This window comes from Candidatus Omnitrophota bacterium (assembly GCA_041653595.1).
Taxonomy (GTDB): domain Bacteria; phylum Omnitrophota; class Gorgyraeia; order Pluralincolimonadales; family Pluralincolimonadaceae; genus Pluralincolimonas.
Genome location: JBAZFB010000002.1, coordinates 85,702 through 102,835 on the forward strand (window position 1 = coordinate 85,702; position 17,134 = coordinate 102,835).

General features: G+C 49.9%; 19 protein-coding genes. All 19 read left to right on the plus strand.

The window, feature by feature from the left end; genetic code table 11:
• The first annotated feature begins 19 nt into the window (after nt 1-19).
• The 19 genes from WC317_01495 to WC317_01585 all read left to right on the plus strand — a co-directional run bounded on the left by WC317_01495 (nt 20) and on the right by WC317_01585 (nt 16,983).
• On the plus strand, nt 20-1,318 hold the full coding sequence (locus tag WC317_01495) for an O-acetylhomoserine aminocarboxypropyltransferase/cysteine synthase (GenBank protein MFA5338806.1): 1,299 nt from the start codon (nt 20-22) through the stop codon (nt 1,316-1,318).
• 7 nt (nt 1,319-1,325) lie between these two features.
• Nucleotides 1,326-2,456 carry a homoserine O-acetyltransferase gene (locus WC317_01500; protein MFA5338807.1) on the plus strand — a complete coding sequence of 377 codons (1,131 nt, stop codon included), beginning with the start codon at nt 1,326-1,328 and terminating at the stop codon, nt 2,454-2,456.
• Nucleotides 2,457-2,461: 5 nt separating this feature from the next.
• Entirely contained in the window at nt 2,462-3,055 is a 594-nt protein-coding gene (gene metW / locus WC317_01505) for a methionine biosynthesis protein MetW (GenBank protein ID MFA5338808.1), read from the plus strand.
• Nucleotides 3,056-3,074: 19 nt separating this feature from the next.
• Nucleotides 3,075-3,824: a hypothetical protein gene (locus WC317_01510; protein MFA5338809.1), complete on the plus strand. Its 750-nt coding sequence runs from the start codon at nt 3,075-3,077 to the stop codon at nt 3,822-3,824.
• 108 nt (nt 3,825-3,932) lie between these two features.
• Nucleotides 3,933-4,670 (plus strand): hypothetical protein, encoded by a 738-nt coding sequence (locus WC317_01515; protein ID MFA5338810.1) that lies wholly within the window; start codon nt 3,933-3,935, stop codon nt 4,668-4,670.
• Nucleotides 4,671-4,699: 29 nt separating this feature from the next.
• Complete coding sequence (locus WC317_01520; GenBank protein MFA5338811.1) at nt 4,700-5,389, plus strand: hypothetical protein; 690 nt, start codon at nt 4,700-4,702, stop codon at nt 5,387-5,389.
• 17 nt (nt 5,390-5,406) lie between these two features.
• Entirely contained in the window at nt 5,407-5,901 is a 495-nt protein-coding gene (locus WC317_01525; protein ID MFA5338812.1) for a nitroreductase family protein, read from the plus strand.
• Nucleotides 5,902-5,946: 45 nt separating this feature from the next.
• The gene (locus WC317_01530) at nt 5,947-6,180 is read left to right on the plus strand and encodes a glutaredoxin domain-containing protein (GenBank protein MFA5338813.1); all 234 of its coding nucleotides are present in this window, start codon (nt 5,947-5,949) and stop codon (nt 6,178-6,180) included.
• Nucleotides 6,177-7,082, plus strand: a complete 906-nt coding sequence (locus WC317_01535) for an FAD-dependent oxidoreductase (protein ID MFA5338814.1) — start codon at nt 6,177-6,179, stop codon at nt 7,080-7,082. The genes WC317_01530 and WC317_01535 overlap by 4 nt, the downstream gene beginning before the upstream one ends.
• A 14-nt stretch (nt 7,083-7,096) precedes the next feature.
• On the plus strand, nt 7,097-7,708 hold the full coding sequence (locus WC317_01540; protein ID MFA5338815.1) for a carbohydrate binding domain-containing protein: 612 nt from the start codon (nt 7,097-7,099) through the stop codon (nt 7,706-7,708).
• 13 nt (nt 7,709-7,721) lie between these two features.
• Entirely contained in the window at nt 7,722-8,414 is a 693-nt protein-coding gene (locus WC317_01545; GenBank protein MFA5338816.1) for a hypothetical protein, read from the plus strand.
• 28 nt (nt 8,415-8,442) lie between these two features.
• Nucleotides 8,443-8,967 (plus strand): PsbP-related protein, encoded by a 525-nt coding sequence (locus WC317_01550; GenBank protein ID MFA5338817.1) that lies wholly within the window; start codon nt 8,443-8,445, stop codon nt 8,965-8,967.
• Between the two features lie 48 nt (nt 8,968-9,015).
• Nucleotides 9,016-9,531: a thiol peroxidase gene (gene tpx / locus WC317_01555; GenBank protein ID MFA5338818.1), complete on the plus strand. Its 516-nt coding sequence runs from the start codon at nt 9,016-9,018 to the stop codon at nt 9,529-9,531.
• Between the two features lie 20 nt (nt 9,532-9,551).
• On the plus strand, nt 9,552-10,040 hold the full coding sequence (locus WC317_01560; GenBank protein ID MFA5338819.1) for a hypothetical protein: 489 nt from the start codon (nt 9,552-9,554) through the stop codon (nt 10,038-10,040).
• 135 nt (nt 10,041-10,175) lie between these two features.
• Entirely contained in the window at nt 10,176-10,745 is a 570-nt protein-coding gene (locus tag WC317_01565; GenBank protein MFA5338820.1) for a carbohydrate binding domain-containing protein, read from the plus strand.
• Between the two features lie 422 nt (nt 10,746-11,167).
• Nucleotides 11,168-14,077, plus strand: coding sequence for an autotransporter domain-containing protein (locus tag WC317_01570; GenBank protein MFA5338821.1), 2,910 nt, complete (start codon nt 11,168-11,170; stop codon nt 14,075-14,077).
• 39 nt (nt 14,078-14,116) lie between these two features.
• Nucleotides 14,117-14,620: a hypothetical protein gene (locus WC317_01575; GenBank protein ID MFA5338822.1), complete on the plus strand. Its 504-nt coding sequence runs from the start codon at nt 14,117-14,119 to the stop codon at nt 14,618-14,620.
• Nucleotides 14,621-14,709: 89 nt separating this feature from the next.
• Entirely contained in the window at nt 14,710-16,164 is a 1,455-nt protein-coding gene (locus tag WC317_01580; GenBank protein ID MFA5338823.1) for a fibronectin type III domain-containing protein, read from the plus strand.
• A gap of 24 nt (nt 16,165-16,188) precedes the next feature.
• Complete coding sequence (locus WC317_01585; protein MFA5338824.1) at nt 16,189-16,983, plus strand: type II CAAX endopeptidase family protein; 795 nt, start codon at nt 16,189-16,191, stop codon at nt 16,981-16,983.
• Nucleotides 16,984-17,134: the final 151 nt, after the last annotated feature.

Below are 17,134 nucleotides of genomic sequence, written 5' to 3' on the forward strand. Positions count from 1 at the left end.
CGGGTTTCGAAAGGAAAAAATGAGCAAGATAGACAGTAAACTGAAAGTGGAATCACTGGCTTTGCACGGCGGGCAGGAGCCCGACCCAACGACAGGCTCGAGGGCAGTCCCGATCTACCAGACAACCTCGTACCAGTTCAAGAGCACGCAACACGCCGCTGATCTTTTCGGCCTGAAAGAGTTCGGCAACATCTATACGAGGCTCATGAATCCCACTACCGACGTCTTCGAGAAGAGGATAGCTCTTTTAGACGGCGGCGTGGGCGCATTGGCCGTGGCAAGCGGCCAGTCGGCCATAACGCTGGCGCTCCTTAATATAGCGCAGAACGGCGATGAGATAGTCTCCGCGGATAACCTTTACGGAGGCACGTATAATCTTTTCCATTATACGTTCAAGAAATTCGGCATAAACGTCAAATTCGTCAAGTCCAATGACCTGGCCGGGTTCGAGAAGGCAATAACCCCGAAGACGAAGGCGATATACGCGGAATCCGTAGGCAACCCGAAGCTTGACGTCACGGACCTGGAAGAGCTCTCGAAGTTAGCGCATAAGAACGGGATACCGCTTGTCCTGGACAACACAGCGACGCCTTACCTGCTCAGGCCGATAGATTTCGGCGTGGACATCGTCGTCTATTCGGCGACGAAATTCATCGGCGGGCACGGGACCTCGATCGGCGGCGTGATAGTCGATTCGGGCAAGTTCAACTGGACGAACGGAAAGTTCCCGCTTATATCAGAACCGGACCCGAGTTACCACGGCATAAACTTTGTGGAGGCGCTAAAGCCGCTCGGTAATATAGCGTATATAATAAAAGCAAGAGTGACTCTCCTGAGGGACCTCGGCCCGGCGATATCGCCGTTCAACTCTTTCCTCCTGCTACAGGGCCTTGAGACCCTGCATCTCAGGATGCCGCGCCATTCGGAGAACGCGCTGGCGGTCGCCCAATATCTCAAGAAGCATCCTAAAGTCGCCTGGGTGAACTACCCGGGCCTGCCGTCGAGCCCGGATCACGATAAAGCAAAGAAATACCTCGGCAAAGGCGCCGGCGCGATAATAGGCTTCGGCGTAAAGGGAGGCCTTGAGGCCGGAAAGACGTTCATCGAATCGCTCGAGTTGATATCGCATCTCGCGAATATCGGCGACGCAAAGAGCCTCGCGATACACCCGGCTACTACGACGCACCAGCAGCTCAGCGAAGAAGAGCGCCTCGCGACAGGCGTCACGCCCGATTTTATAAGGCTATCCATAGGCCTCGAGCATATAGATGATATAATAGCTGACATAGAGCAGGCCCTGGGAAAAACCAAAGGTTGAGGTTAAAATGACAGTCGAGAACAGCGTAGGCACAGTAAAAATAAAATACTTCACTTTCGCGGAACCCCCGCGCGAGCTGAAGTTGGAGTCCGGCCAGGCCCTCGGCCCCATCACTTTGGCTTACGAGACCTACGGCACCCTGAACGGCCGGAAGAGCAACGCGATACTGATAGAGCACGCCCTCTCAGGCGACGCGCATGCCGCGGGTTTCCACGAAGGGGATAAGGACCCGGGCTGGTGGGATTCGATGATAGGACCGGGCAAGGCCTTTGATACGACGAAATATTTCGTGATCTGTTCCAATGTCATCGGCGGATGCAAGGGAAGCACAGGCCCTTCTTCGGTCAACCCGAAGACAGGGAAGCCCTACGCGCTGGAATTCCCGCTGATAACTATATCCGATATGGTCCATGCCCAGAGCCATTTGATAAACCATCTCGGCATAGACAAGCTGCTTTGCGTGGTAGGCGGCTCGATGGGCGGGATGCAGACACTCCAATGGGTCGCGTCTTACCCTGACAGGGTGCGCTCTGCCATACCCATTGCTTCGGCGCTGAAACATTCTCCGCAGCAGATAGCTTTTAACGAGGTCGGAAGGCAGGCGGTAATGGCTGACCCGGAGTGGAGGGAAGGGGACTATTACGGTCACGGCCAACCCGAGAGGGGCCTGGCTGTCGCGCGCATGGTCGGCCACATAACTTACATGAGCGACCAGTCGATGGAGGAGAAGTTCTCCCGCCGGCTTAAAGAGAAGAATTACAGCTTTACGTTCAAGACCGATTTCGAGGTAGAGGGTTATTTGAGATACAAGGGCGACGCCTTCGTGAAACGCTTTGACGCCAATTCATATCTCTATATAACCAAGGCGCTCGATTATTTCGATCTTTCCGACGGGAAGCTTATACGCCAGGGGAAGGCGGTGGATACCCGCTTCCTGGTCATCGCTTTTAAGTCGGACTGGCTCTATCCTTCTTACCAGCTGCAGGATATCGTGCGCCAGCTTAAGACCAGGCATGTCGACGCCACGTATTGCGAGGTCAAGTCGACTTACGGGCACGACGCGTTCCTGCTCGAGGTCGAGGAGGAAACGCACCTGATAAAGCACTTTCTTAAAAAAATATACAAGGAAGGCGAATAAAATAAATGGCTGAAGAAATAGCGAGGCTTGACCATAAGGTAATATACGTGATCGTCGAACCCGGCTCGAGGGTATTGGACCTCGGCTGCGGCGAAGGGGACCTGCTTTATCTCCTCTCGAAGGGGAAGAAGATAAAGGCGCAGGGTATTGAACTGAGCGAAGACGCGATCTATAAATGCGTGGAGAAAGGATTAAGCGTATTCCACGGAGATATAGACAGCGGGCTGACCGAATACCCTGACAAATCTTTCGACTACGTGATACTTAACCAGAGTATGCAGGAGGTCAGGAAGGTCGACTTCGTGATAGACGAGGCGCTCAGGGTAGGCAGGAACGTAATCGTAGGATTTCCCAACTTTGCCTACTGGAGGGCAAGGTTCCGGCTTTTCCTAAAAGGCAAGACGCCGGTTACCCCCTCGCTGCCATACAGGTGGTATAATACACCTAACCTGCATTTCCTGAGCATAAGCGACTTCAAGGAGTTCTGCGCGGAAAAGGGGATCTCTATCATAAGCGAGCATTATCTGGCGAAGGGTAGGCCGGCCAATTTTTTCCCCAACCTCTTCGCCTTAAACGCCGTATTCGTGATAACCAAGTAGAAAAAAGAAAGGAGAGGGCATGAAAAAGATACTGATCATAATTGCGGTAGTCCTCGTCGTATTATTTCTCGCCAAAGACTTTATTGCCAGCTCATTTTTAACCGTAGCGGTAAGGTCCTTTACCGACCTTTCAGCGAGTTTACGAAGCGTCAGCTTAAACATTTTCAAGAGCGCGGTCGATGTCAAAGGGTTCAAATTATACAATCCGCCGAGGGATTTCAAGGACAGGGTCATGGTGGATATGCCGGAGGTTTATATCAATTACTATCCCGGCTCATTCCTGACCGGCACCAAACATCTTAAAGAAGTAAAACTCAACATCAAGGAGTTTGTGGTCATAAAGAACGTGGAGGGCAAGCTTAATCTCGATTGCATGAAGCCTATACAGCAGCAGATGGACCAAAAGAAAGGGGACAAGAACCAGAATAAGAAGTTTAAGATCGACGTCCTGGAGTTAAAGATAGACAAGGTCGTATATAAGGATTATTCGGGGTCAGGCGAGCCGATGGTGAAAGAGTACAATATAGGGGTTAATGAGCGTTACACCAATATAACCAACCCGTATTCTTTCGCTGCTTTGGTCGTCTTCAAGGCCCTGGCCAGTACCAGCATCGCGTCACTTGCCCATTTTGACCTCAGCCCGCTGAAGGTCTCCGCCTCAGACGTGATTTCCGCTGTGAACAGCGTTACGAGCGCAGGCGGCGATGTAGCTAAGGATGCCGCCAAAGCCGTAAAGAACTTGCTGCCGTTAGGTAAGCAGGAAAAGTAAGGCCGAGTTCTCGAAATCTTTTGTTTTGACACTTAATTTGTAAAGAGTTATAATAAGTATGTCATGAGAGCCGGTAAAACCCCTATTTGTTTGCAAATCAAGGAGCAAATGGCATTAAGCATAACAGCTTATTGTGCCTTGCTCCTTTTTGTTTTCAACCAACCTGCTTTAGCGCAGGGCGGGGACGTCATATTGTGGGACGGGCTTGAAAGTAGCAGCAATTGGAGCATGAACACCGGCGGCAAAATGGCCGTTACCTCCGACTACAAGACAGAGGGGAGCAGCAGCCTGGCGGTGAACGTTAACGGGGAGATCCCCGCGAGCGGCGTCATCATCAGGAAGGCGAACGCCAATCTTAATGTTTCTTTCGCGAACCAGGTGATCCTGGATATCTATAACAGCGGAGACCCCTGCCAGATAGCGCTCGCTTTCGAGACAGGCAATTACCACGAAAGCGTTCCCAAGACCCTCAAAAGCGGGATGAACAATAACGTCACATTTGAGATCAGCTCAAAAGATTTCAAGGCCCCGTTTGATTATGCCACTACGGCAAATAACGTGATGTTCGTGGTGTATCCAGGCGGCGGTCCGGTAGACCCGTTTTATCTCGATAATATCCGCGTAAAAAAATACGGCGGGCTCCAATCGGTGCCTCCCGGGATCTCGCCCGCTATACAGGTCGCCGCGGCAGAAGAAACGCCTGTCGAAGCGGCCCCGGAATACACAGGCGCTTACAGCATATTAAACGGTTCGGTGCCCAACGAGAATACGGTGCCGGAACACAAGACCGCCGTCATATTCGGCCTGGGCCTCGCCGGCCTCCTTTTTTATCGAAAAAAATCCTAAAAACTTCCCAATTACGGTATAATATGCGCATGCGTAAATCACTTTTTATCACGTTGGTTTTGCTTTTCCTGTTTTATCCTTCCCGCGTTTACGCGGCTCCGGCATACGGCACCGATACGCCGGACAAAGGAAAGATCTCGATAGGGTATCAAGCCAACCTTGTATTTAAACACAGCTTAAACGACTCCAACGGCAGGATCAGGAGCTACCAGCATTTTGTCGACCTCTCTTACGGCGTGTTAGACTGGTTCGCGTTCGACGGCAAACTTGGCGTCGGCGACGTCAGGCAGAGCGGAGGAGAGAGGCCGGAGATAAATTTCGGGACAGGTTTCGCCGGCGGATACGGGTTCAGGATCCTCCTCTGGAACAAGCCCGCGTATAAGGCCAGGGCCACTTTAGGCTTGCATCATATAAGCGTCCATCCCACGGATGAGAATGTCGGCGGTAATTTGTACGAGACTTTCCTCGATGATTGGCAGCTCGACCTCCTCGCGTCCAAGAAATTCGGGAAGTTCGAGCCGTTCGTCGGCGGGAAAGCGTCGCTGTTCGACCAGGGCTATCGCGTAAACCACGGCGACAGGAAAAGGATGCACCCGAAATATTACGGCGGCGTTATAGCCGGCTGCGGGTTCGACATCAGGGATGACTTGACCCTGAAGGTAGAAGGCCATTTCATAGACGAAGATTCGCTGAGCGCCGGCCTTTATTACAAATACTGAAAGAAGGGAAAAGGGATATGGATATCTTTGAAGCGTTTAAAAGCAGGATAAGCGTCAGGGAATACAGCGATAAACCCGTTGAAAAAGAGAAATTAGAGAAGATGGTCGATGCCGGCCGCCTGGCCCCGACCGCGAGGGGCGAACAGCCGTGGGAATTTGTAGTCGTAACCAACAAGGAAAAGGTAAAGGAACTCGCGAATATCACCGACCACGGCAAATTCATGGCAGAGGCATCGGCGGCAATAGTCACGTTCTGCAAGGACACCAAGTATTACCTTGAGGACGGATGCGGCGCTACCGAGAACATCCTTCTCGCCGCCGCCGCACAGGGAGTAGCGTCCTGCTGGATAGCCGGGGATAAGAAAGACTACGGGATAGGGATCGCGAAAGCCCTCGATGTCCCGGCAGATCTTAAATTGATAAGCATCATATCGCTCGGTTATCCTAAAGAAAAACCCCGATCTCACCAGAAGCGTCCGCTGAAAGAAGTCATCCACTGGGAGAAGTTTTAATTGTTATTCCCGCGTAAGCGGGAATCCAGACCAAAGGAGAGCGACATGAAAAAGGTAAAAATTTACAGCACTCCCACCTGCCCGTATTGCATAAGGGCGAAAAAATTCCTGGAAGAAAATAATATACCATTTGAGAATTTTGACGTCTCCGCGGACCAGCAGAAATCCGAGGAGATGGTCAAGCTCTCCGGCCAGATGGGCGTCCCGGTCTTAGACATCGAGGGCAAGATAATAGTCGGCTTCGATAAAGAAGAGATAAAAAAAGAATTGGGGATATGACCGTTTACGACCTGATAATCATAGGCGCCGGGCCCGCAGGGATCACAGCGGCCGTTTACGCGGCGCGCAAAAAAATGAGCATACTGGTCATTAGCCCGGATATCGGCGGGCAGGCCGCTTGGAGCGGCGACATCGAGAATTATACCGGCTACCAGTTCATAAGCGGGCCTGACCTTGCAGCGAAATTTGAAGAGCATATGCGCAAGTATAATATCGCGCTCAAGGAAGGCGAGATGGTTACCGGCCTTAAAAAACTGGTCGATACGGCGCTGGTAAAGACCGACAAGGGCGAGTACCGGGGCAAGGCCGTAATAGTGGCTTCCGGCAAGAAGTCCCGCGAACTGAGGGTGCCGGGGGAGAAAGAGTTCAAGAACAGGGGGGTGACCTATTGCGCCACCTGCGACGGCCCGTTATTTTCCGGGAAGGATGTGGCTATTATAGGCGGCGGCAACTCTGCCCTTGACGCCGCCCTGCAAATGTTAAAGATAGCGAAAAAGATATACGTCATAAATAATACTTCGCGGCTTGGGGGAGACCCGGTGATGCGCGAAAAGGTCGAAAAAGACCCTATCGTCACGGTGTTTAACGAGAGCCGCGTTATTGCTGTTTTGGGCGACAAATTTGTAAATTCCATAAAGATAGCTGTCAGCGGCGAGGAACGCACCGTAAACGTCCAGGGGATCTTTGTAGAGATAGGCCTGATCCCGAACGCTGATTTTGCCAAAGACCTGTCCAAGAACGAGGTTGGCGAGATCAAGGTCAATAGCCGCAACGAGACGAACATCCCGGGCATCTTCGCTGCCGGCGACGTCACCGATGTCCCCGAGAAGCAGATAATCATCGCCGCAGGTGAGGGTTCCAAGGCCTGCCTGAGCGCGTTCAGGTATTTGTCGGAACACTGAGGAGGAATGAACCTATGAAAGTAATTGTTTTATCCGTTCTTTTGTTATGTGTGCTTGTGATGCCCTCCGGGGCTGTGCTTGCCGCGGACCTTATGGTGGCAAGTTTTGAGAATAACGGCCGCAGCGATATCGGCACCGATATCGGCACGTGGGATTACAACCCCGCCGACCCTAACCAGAGCTGTTCCATCGAGGTAGTCACCTCGAAGGACGTATTGGGCAAAGTAGGGGTCGAGACCCATGTCCTGAAGATATCATATAGTGTGGCGTCGTCTATGCCGGCGTTCAACGGCATCTATATCAAGCTCAACAACGCGGACCTCAGCTCTTACGACGAGATGAGCATGTTGATAAAGGGCGACAGCGAAAGGGGATTTACGACCCAATTCAAGATCGAGATGAAAAACGACAAGGGCGAGCGCGTGGTATACCTTGTCAAAGACATAACCCTCGGATGGCAAAAGATGGTAATACCGATGCAGGAGCTGAAGGCGCTGGGCTCGATATCCGATTGGTCGAAGATGAAAGAGCTCGTCTTCACGTTCGACGACATAACCGCGGATGTCAGGCAGGGCGCCATTTATGTTGACGATATAATGTTCTCGAAGAAAGAACAATCCCAATAGGAAGGGGACAAATATGCGCTCTAAGAAGATGATCCTATTATTGCTTTTGGCGGCGGGGCTTTTGGTGCCGGGCCCTGTCTTTTGCGAAGAGATGCAGGTCAGTGTCCTCAAGATAGATGATTTTGACGGCAAAGTGATGTTCAACTTGCTGGGCGGTAAGGCGCAGGGCTATGAGGAAGCCGGGATCAAGTGCATACCGTCATTTACCGATGACCCCAAAGAAAGGTACGGCGACAAAGGCGCGTCGCTCAAGCTTGATTTTGACGTTACCAAGAGAGGGAGTTTCGCTTTTTACTGGACTATGCTGACCGTCAAGAAGAATATCGAAGCCGAAGGCAGGAATGTCGAGGTAATCTCTTTTGCGGCCCTGCGCGGCCACGATTTCCTGGAATTCCAATTCAAGGACCCGAAGGGGGGAGCCGACTTAACGATAGAGGTACATGAGGATGCCGACGGCGACGGCGTATATATGATGGGGGTAGACAGGTCATCTATGGTGGATGCCGATCCGTATATCGACAGGACCGCCACCGGAAAATGGCAGAAGATATCGATACCGCTTATCAAATTTGCGAACATCAAGGACTGGAACCGCATCCTCGAGATAGTCTTCGTCTTCAAGAGCGGATACGGGATACCCAAGGGGACGGTTTATCTGGACGACCTGGAATTGGTAAAATATCCGAAGGAAGAGCCTTCGCAATAGGGCTCCGTAGATCTCGAAAGGAGTGGAGATGAAAAGAATACTTTTTGTTTTTGTTTTAAGCGCCGCCTTGTTTTCTCCGGTTGCCGGCAGCAACGCGGAAGAACAAAGGACTTACATGAGCCCTTATTTCAATTTCGCGATAAATTATCCTTCTTCCTGGCAAGCCAGGGAATTAAGCGGGATGGTATTCTTTTTGTCTCCGCGCGAGGGTAACTCAGACGGTTTTACAGAAAACGTCGGTGTCAATATCGAAGACCTGGCTAAGAATCCGATGAGTTTGAATGAGTATGAGACGATTTCGCTTACGAATGCCCCAAGCATAATACCGGCTTTTAAATTGATAGAAAAGAACAACGCTAAAATAGACGGCAGGGATGCTTATTTTATGGTTTATACAGGCAGCGCCCAGACTAGAAGCCTTAAATATAAGTCATACACATTTATCACGGATTCAAAGGCGTTCACCTTGACTTATTCAGCCGAAAAGAAGAATTATGATAAATACCTGAAACGGGCTGAACTCATAATGAAATCCATTAAGATAACTCATTGATATAGGGGACGTGTCAAAAGGGGACAGGTTAATAGGGGGATAGGCAAAATGGAACGTAAAGGTATCGTGACATTCAAGGGAAACCCGATAACTTTAGTGGGGGAGGAAGTAAAGGTCGGGCAGAAGGCGCCGGATTTTAAGGCATTGGCCGCGGATTTAAGCGAAACAGGGCTTGACGCCTTCAATGGCAAGATAAAGCTTATCGCATCGGTGCCGTCTTTGGATACGCCTGTCTGCGACCTCCAGATCAAGCGCTTTAATGATGAAGCCTCAAAAATATCCAAGGACGTGGCAATAATTTTCATCAGCATGGACTTGCCGTTTGCCCAGAAGCGGTTTTGCCAGGAATATGAGATAAATAAGGTCAAGACGCTCTCAGACCACAGGGACGCGAATTTTGGGCTTAATTACGGGGTCCTGATAAAGGAATTGCGGCTGCTTGCCAGGGCGATCTTCATAGTAGACAAGGACGGCAAGGTCACATACGTGGAATACGTCAAGGAACTCGGCTCAGAGCCCGATTACGAGGGAGCCCTGAAAGCCCTTAGCGCCAGCATCGCATAAGTCAGGAAAGGGGATAAGGCGTGATAAAAAGGTGCAAGAAATGCAGGGTCCCGCTGGAAGGGTTTATGTATGAATGCATAGCGGCCACGATCTTCAAGATCAAGCCATCCTCAAAAGACCCGGAATTGTGTAATAAGTGCGAAGACATCACAAACATCCCGGTCCGGATCACAAGCGCATTTAAAGACCTGGTGGTGCTGATCGTTATCACCGTCATCATATTGGTCATCTCATATTTTTTTAACGTATTTGAGTTTATCGTAAGCTTGTTCAATAAATATCCCCATTTGATAACTTACGTTGACGAGATCATAACATTCCTTTTGACTTTAAGCATCGGCTTCGCGATCTTCTCCTGGCGCAGGTGGCGGGAAGTCAAGAGAGAGGCCGCTGAATGCATAAGACTGCAGGAAGAGCTTGTCATGGTCGCCAATACAAAGGCGGAAACAGAGAAGATCATCAGTAAACAGCTTCACAGCGAGATCGAGTTGCGCAAGCAAAAGCGGTGAGAATAGGAGTAAAATAAAGTCAGTAAAGTGTCCCAAAGTGACACGTCCCCAAAATCCCTCCAAATAGCAATAAATTCCTCTTGAAATAATCTCAATTAATGGTACATTAGAGTATCTTCGAAACGTGATGAAAATATGAGAAAATCAACCATAATAATAATCGCAATCCTGCTAATGAGCCCTGCGGCGGCAAGCGCCAATCTGCTGGTCAACCCGGGATTTGAGACGGGTAATTTCAGCGGATGGGCTCCCTACGTTTTTGGCTCTGAAAATGTATCAAATGCAAACCCTCACACGGGCCAGTATGAGGCAAGGATAACTAACTATGGATGGATAACCCAAACCGTCAATTTAACGCCGAATGCCACCTATAAACTTTCTTCATTCCTGTATATGCCGCAAGACGGCGGTGACGCGTCGATCTCCATAACTTTTTATAACGCTACCGGCACGACTTCCTTCCAGCAGGAGCGTTCCTGGCAGCGGATCCCGGGAGACCAGCAATACGATAAGATAGAAACGGACTGGCTGGTTGCCCCAAGTTATACCGCTTATGCCAAGGTGCGCTGCTCAGTCGCTTCAGCCGGCAGCTATATAGACTTCGATGACGTCAGCCTGGACGTTGTACCGGAACCAAGCTCGCTCGTTCTTTTGCTTACCGGCCTCACAGGATTATCCGGTTTAGGCTTTAAGAAAAGGAAGTAGACCCCGCCTCGTTTCAAATTGACTGGCCCTCCCCAATGGTGTATCATATCCCCGTATTCCGTATACTACTATAATAAGACAACTTAAATAGGGGGGGAAAAATGAAAAAGGGATCAAGGCGTGAATCATCTTCGAGTTTGCTATATGCGGCCATGTTTGTTTTGTTTATTCTTTCCGGCTCCAATCCGGCCTTTGCCGGTACGGTCACCATTATACAAGGTGATACGGTAAACTGGGGCGACGCTTTAGATGCGCCTTATTACACCGGAGCGTCGACAGGCACTTACCAAACCACACTTACCGGGCAGAATATTGCCGGGCCTATTACGTTTTTGAATTCGGGAAGCATCGGCACATTGTCCCTCGCCGGCGCTTCTTCGATCGGAGGTGCCATCGGCAGCTCCTCCAGCAGTCTTAACTTGATGAATATAAACGGAGCCGCAGGAACAGTCACTCTCAACGGGGCTTCAAATTATATTACGACAACGAATTTTGTAAACCCGGCAGCCGGCGCAATCCTTTCATTGGCTCCGGGAATAACTTTAAACGGAAGTATCACAACCTCAAATCCCGGGATCGGTATAGTGGAATTTCAAACTACCGGCGGTACGGCGGCAACGATAAATGGCAATATCGGCGGTGGCAACGCCCTTGCTGAAGTCGACGTGTATCAGGGATCAAGCGCGATCAACGGAAATGTTACAGCCACAAATTTTGCTTTTAAAGGAAATGGCGGCAGTCTTACGGTCGGAGCCGGGTATAGCATTACGACCGCTAACCCGATCACCGTGACTACGCCCAATTCAAGTACGATCACTTATCTCGGGTCAACGACGATCGGCCAGGACCTTGCTACGGCAGGTAACAAATTTGTCAATATTAATTTCAGAGGCGGCTTAGTAACCCTGGGAGCTAATCTCTATTCTCTCATTACGACGGTTGATAGCGCGAGCCTGGATTTGACAGGTGACAGGACTGTCGGCACCGCACTTCTTTCACTAGTAAACGCCGGTAGCATTACAGGGGCGGGGAAAAAGTTGACTTTAGTTGGCGGCTATTTTGATATGCAGAGCGGCGCGGCCTCTGCCATTCTGGATGGCGCGGTTGACCTGACTAAAACAACGGCCGGGACAGTAACGCTTTCCGGCGCCAACACCTTCAGCGGACGGTTGACCGTGGAGGACGGCAAACTGGCAGTCGCTACGATCAATAACGTTAGCGCTAACGGTACGCTGGGCAACAGCGCGCTGGCCGTAATCCTCGGGACAGCCGGCGGCAATACCGGTACACTGCAATACACCGGCAACACCGCCACCAGTACCAAGCCCTTCACGATGACCACCGGCGGAACCGGTGCATTCCAGATCGATACAGCAACTCAGATCTTGAGCCTCGACGGAATAATTGACGGTGGGGGCAACCTGACTAAGACCGGCGCGGGTATTCTTGACTTAGGTGGCGCGAACACTTACACCGGAGCCACGACAGTCAACGCCGGAATGCTCAGAGCCGGAATAGCCAACGTCGCCTTTGGCGTGGGCTCAGCCGTGACAGTTGCGACCGGAGCGACGCTGAATTTATCCGGCGGAAACCAGACGATAGGCTCGCTCGCGGGAGCCGGCACAATAACTAGTGATGGTGTACCTGCCACATTGACAGCAGGCGGAGACAACACATCGACCACCTTTTCCGGAATCATTAATAGTGTTGGTGCAACTGTAGCGCTGACCAAGACCGGTGCGGGCACGCTTACCCTAAGCGGCGCCAATACCTATTCCGGCGCTACCGCGATAAATGCAGGCACAGTGGTTGCCTCTAACGCCAGCGCCCTCGGCAACGGATCAGCAGTTACAGTTGCAAATGGGGCTACACTCGATGTCGGCACGACCAATGTCACCGTTAACGCCATCTATACCCAGCAAGCCGGATCAAATTTTAATTTGACCATCGCGAGCCCGTCTTCATCGGGTAAAATAACATCTAATGCCAATGCGACCGTAGCCGCAACGAGCACCGTCAATGTGACGGTCGCTAGCGGCTCCTATATTGCAAGTAAGACCACATTTACGGTAGTAGACGGCTCAGGCGGCGCCGGGGTAAATGTCCCCGGCACGATCACATCAAGCGATCCCCGCCTGAAGTTCTCAGGTTTAAGCTTAAACGGCGACCTTATTTTAACTGTAGACCGCTCCGCAAGCGGTTTCTCCAGCTTAGGCACAAATTCTAATTCTTCTGCCGTTGGCGCTACGCTCGATAATATTACGACCCCGTCAACCGACATGACGACCGTCTTAAATACGCTTGAAGGACTGAGCAATTCCCAAACAGCCTCAGCCCTTGATACCGTCACCCCCACTGTAGACAACGGTGTGACTAATACCAGCAATACCTCAATCATCCAGTTCATCGGGACCTCTACCGACAGGTTAGAGGGGCTCTTCGTCCAGGCGCATAATGAAGAGACCGGCGTCTCTACCGGAAGCAAGGGATCAAGCGGCTTTGAAGCCTGGGGCAGGGGATTCGGTGAATACGCCCACCAGGACCCTCGCGGCATAAGTAACGGCTACCACGCCACCATCTGGGGCACGGCCATCGGAGGAGACCTCCCGATCTTTAACGACAGGGCCCGCTTAGGCGTTAGCGGCGGCTACGCGGCATCCGACATAAACTCTAAAGATAACAGCGGCGCAACCAATATCAACAGCTACCAGTCGGCCTTCTACGGCGGCTACATAGACCGCGATAAGCCCTACTACATAAACGGCGCATTCTCCTTTGCCTATAATACCTACCGCGGCAAGAGAAATATCGATGTAGGCGCAATTAGAAGGATAGCCAACTCCAGCTATAGAGGTCAACAGTACTCCGTACTCTTTGACGGCGGTTATACCTTCAAGACCAAACAAGTCAATATAACCCCGATAGCCTCACTTCAATACATCCACCTGCACATCCAGAGCTACACCGAGACAGGCGCCGATGCATTGAACTTAAGCGTGGCAAGCCAGGATTATGACCTGCTCGAGACAGGCCTGGGCGCAAAACTCGACCGTTCCTTCGATGTCAGCTACGGCAGGATGATCCCGGAGGTGCATGTCAAGTGGCTCTACGACGCCATAACCGACAAACAGGCCACCACATCGACCTTCTCAGGCGGCGGCGGCTCATTCGCCACCAATGGTTTTACTCCCGCCCGTAACGCCTTAAACGTCGGAGGACGTCTTGCACTGGTCACAAAAGGCAACTGGAGTTTTGACGCCAACTACGACTTCGAATACAAACAGGACTTCACTTCCCATACGGGATGGGCGGATGTAAGATACAGCTTCTAGGATTATTTCCCCGCATGCAAACCTTAGGGAGACGGATTCTTGAATAAGATCTTTGTTCGTATTAAGAAAGGGTTACTTGAGGTCCTGCCAGCATTTATATTCTTCCTTATAATGTTCCAAATCCTCGTCGTGACAAGGGCGCTGACACTCAAAGCCTACGGCATAACCGCCCATTCCACAGCCATTGCAGTGATCGGAGCGCTCGTCGTGGCAAAGGCGACCTGGATAGCCGATAAACTGCCTTTCCTTAATCTATACCCGAAGAAGCCGCTTGTGTGGAACACTGTTTTGAAGACGGTCGTCTTTGGCATCATCACAACTTTCTTCCTTTTCATCATGGAACTGCTCCGCCAGTCGCATGAGTACGGCGGCATAGCTGCCGGTTATGAGCATTTAAAAACCGATGTAGTCTGGCCTGCTTTCTGGTCGCGGGAAATATGGATCACAGTCCTGATCCTGTTTTACTGCGCAGCAATTGAACTTGCCCGCGCGATTGGCCCTACCAAGGTAAAAGAAATATTTTTTGGCGGGCTTAAGAAATAATATCTGTTTACTATGAAGTCGTGCCGCCGCCCAATCAATAACTTTGTCTGGTGAAGGGCAATAGGGGACGTGTCAAAAGGGGATACGCCATGAAAATTGTTAACAATAAACTAATATATGCCCTTATTATATTGGCACAGATCTTTGTGTTTAACATCGCCTATTCAGCTTCCAATACCAAGGCTGTGGTTGATACCCTTCCACCCACTAAACCGATAGTCCTTGATGACGGTGATTATTTAGTGTCGGAGTCCCGGCTTCATGCCTATTGGATCTCCGCAGGTCCGGAAAGCGAAATAATAGACAACCAATACTCTATCGGAACTTCTCCAGGCGCAACGGATATAGTTGAATGGACCTCAGTGGGTAAAGATACGGAAGTAACCCGTACGGATCTCGTTTTGACTCATAACAAGGCTTATTACTTCAACGTTAAAACCAAGAACGGCGTTAATCTCTGGTCTGAAGTAGGTTCTAGTGACGGCATCGTCTTTAATGCCCATAATCCCTTAATAAATAGTATTACACCGCAGGATAATTCTACCTTCTTTACCAAGACAGCCGTGAATATAGTCGTCAATGCTCGAGATTCTGACGATGACCCCTTGGAATACAGATTCTTAGTCGATGATAAGGTAGGGCAGGATTGGAGCACTTCCTCAAGCTTTATCTGGACAGCTCTTCCAACGACAACTTTAACCCGTAAGATAACCTGCCAGGTTAGAGACAATAAGAAAGGTGAAGTCTCGCAAAATGTTAATTACAATATAGAAATCGATATTAACGATACTACCCCTCCGACCACTCCTATAGTTACAACAGATGAATATTCTAATTCACTGGATAGTCTTCATGCCTCGTGGACTGCTGAAGATCCCGAATCTGGTATAAGTGAATTTCAATACGCAATAGGTACTTTCCCCGGCGGAAGAGATGTGGTGGACTGGACTTCAGCCGGCACAAATACAGAGATAACTCATTATGGATTGAATCTAGTAGAAGGACAGGGTTATTACTTTAGCGTAAGAGCCATAAACGGTGCCAAAGTTAAAAATTCTGAACAACCAGTCGATTTAAAATTAGAAGCATTTTCTGCTCAGGCAATGAATAAAATTAAAAACGCGGACTTTAATAATTTATTCAATGATTTATATATCCCTAAAGAAAATACCGCAAAAGACACAGAGAACGACAAAGAGGCGATAGTTTCTGGTTTAAGAGAACTTATACAAAACAAACTTGGAATGCCCAAAGATTTCTCAAATATAAATTCTGTTGCTGAAAATGCGCTTACTATTAGTATGGCTACGGGTTCCCCTCAAACGACAGGAAAAATACCAAGCACAAATTTATTTTATAAAGTAACTTTTCCTAAATTTGGACACGGCTATATAGCCATTGGGGTGTATAGCGGAAGCGATAAGCTATATATAAAAGATATAACTATAGAGCTTCCTATTTCAAATCCAAAAAGCGGAGAAATAGTTAAAACATTTGAAATATTTATGATGGATATTGCAGCCAAACAACAAAAAAGTAAATAATAGGTGACGTGTCAAAAGGTAGCAATGAAAAAGGTCATCACCTACGTAGCGCTCACATTCCTTCTTAGCTCCGCCGGCTATTACCTGATAATCAATAGTAAAGCTTTAGGCCTGAACCCGGCCTTCCTGATCTTATACCTTATGTGGTGTCCCGGGATCTCGGGCATGGCCACCTCGCTCATATATGAAAGGAGCCTCTCCGGCATCGGCTGGAAACCGGGCAAACTGCGCTGGCTGGGATTGGGGTATTTCCTGCCTATCTGCTACGCGGCCGTCGCTTACGGGATCATCTGGCTCTCCGGCTTCGGCGGCATCAACCACGATTACCGTATTAACGCGTTTATGCTAATCGTGTTGGGCCCGGCAATAAGCGTGGTGTATGCGGCAGGGGAGGAGATAGGTTGGCGCGGGTTCATGCTGCCCCAGCTGTATAAGTCCAAGGGCTTCACGGCGTCGTGCCTGATCACCGGTATAGTATGGTCGGTCTGGCATTTCCCGCTTATCATAACCGGCTTATACCTGGCAAAGATGCCGATGGGCCCCCAGCTTTTGCTCCTGCTGGTCACGATAACCGCGATGACCTTCGCGATCGGATGGCTAAGGCTGAAATCAGGCAGTGTCTGGCCGGCAGTCCTGATGCACGCAAGCCATAACTTTTACATCCAGTGGTTATTCGACCCGCTTACGACCGAAACAGGCCCGATGTCCAAGTATATGATAGGCGAATCCGGCATCGTTTTGACGGTGATCTTTATCGGATTGGCGTGGGTTTTTTGGAGTCAAAGAGGACGGCTTCCTAGTGGAATAAAGTCAAAATAATCATAATCCTCTGCAATTATATCTGTTGCAGAGGATTTTTGTTTGGAGTAGAATGAATTCAGTGGAATGTCCCATAGTGGCACGTCCCAAAACCATATAAGGTGTAAAATAAACAAAAATCTTATAATTTTTAGTTAGTCAATAGGAGGGG

What these genes read in the sequence shown, in the direction of transcription:
- WC317_01540 (MFA5338815.1), top strand. Translation starts at nt 7,097, where the DNA reads ATGAAAGTAATTGTTTTATCCGTTCTTTTGTTATGTGTGCTTGTGATG.
- WC317_01550 (MFA5338817.1), top strand. Translation starts at nt 8,443, where the DNA reads ATGAAAAGAATACTTTTTGTTTTTGTTTTAAGCGCCGCCTTGTTTTCT.
- metW (MFA5338808.1), top strand. Translation starts at nt 2,462, where the DNA reads ATGGCTGAAGAAATAGCGAGGCTTGACCATAAGGTAATATACGTGATC.
- WC317_01580 (MFA5338823.1), top strand. Translation starts at nt 14,710, where the DNA reads ATGAAAATTGTTAACAATAAACTAATATATGCCCTTATTATATTGGCA.
- WC317_01520 (MFA5338811.1), top strand. Translation starts at nt 4,700, where the DNA reads ATGCGTAAATCACTTTTTATCACGTTGGTTTTGCTTTTCCTGTTTTAT.
- WC317_01500 (MFA5338807.1), top strand. Translation starts at nt 1,326, where the DNA reads ATGACAGTCGAGAACAGCGTAGGCACAGTAAAAATAAAATACTTCACT.
- WC317_01530 (MFA5338813.1), top strand. Translation starts at nt 5,947, where the DNA reads ATGAAAAAGGTAAAAATTTACAGCACTCCCACCTGCCCGTATTGCATA.
- WC317_01535 (MFA5338814.1), top strand. Translation starts at nt 6,177, where the DNA reads ATGACCGTTTACGACCTGATAATCATAGGCGCCGGGCCCGCAGGGATC.
- tpx (MFA5338818.1), top strand. Translation starts at nt 9,016, where the DNA reads ATGGAACGTAAAGGTATCGTGACATTCAAGGGAAACCCGATAACTTTA.
- WC317_01525 (MFA5338812.1), top strand. Translation starts at nt 5,407, where the DNA reads ATGGATATCTTTGAAGCGTTTAAAAGCAGGATAAGCGTCAGGGAATAC.
- WC317_01565 (MFA5338820.1), top strand. Translation starts at nt 10,176, where the DNA reads ATGAGAAAATCAACCATAATAATAATCGCAATCCTGCTAATGAGCCCT.
- WC317_01570 (MFA5338821.1), top strand. Translation starts at nt 11,168, where the DNA reads ATGAATATAAACGGAGCCGCAGGAACAGTCACTCTCAACGGGGCTTCA.
- WC317_01545 (MFA5338816.1), top strand. Translation starts at nt 7,722, where the DNA reads ATGCGCTCTAAGAAGATGATCCTATTATTGCTTTTGGCGGCGGGGCTT.
- WC317_01515 (MFA5338810.1), top strand. Translation starts at nt 3,933, where the DNA reads ATGGCATTAAGCATAACAGCTTATTGTGCCTTGCTCCTTTTTGTTTTC.
- WC317_01495 (MFA5338806.1), top strand. Translation starts at nt 20, where the DNA reads ATGAGCAAGATAGACAGTAAACTGAAAGTGGAATCACTGGCTTTGCAC.
- WC317_01510 (MFA5338809.1), top strand. Translation starts at nt 3,075, where the DNA reads ATGAAAAAGATACTGATCATAATTGCGGTAGTCCTCGTCGTATTATTT.
- WC317_01585 (MFA5338824.1), top strand. Translation starts at nt 16,189, where the DNA reads ATGAAAAAGGTCATCACCTACGTAGCGCTCACATTCCTTCTTAGCTCC.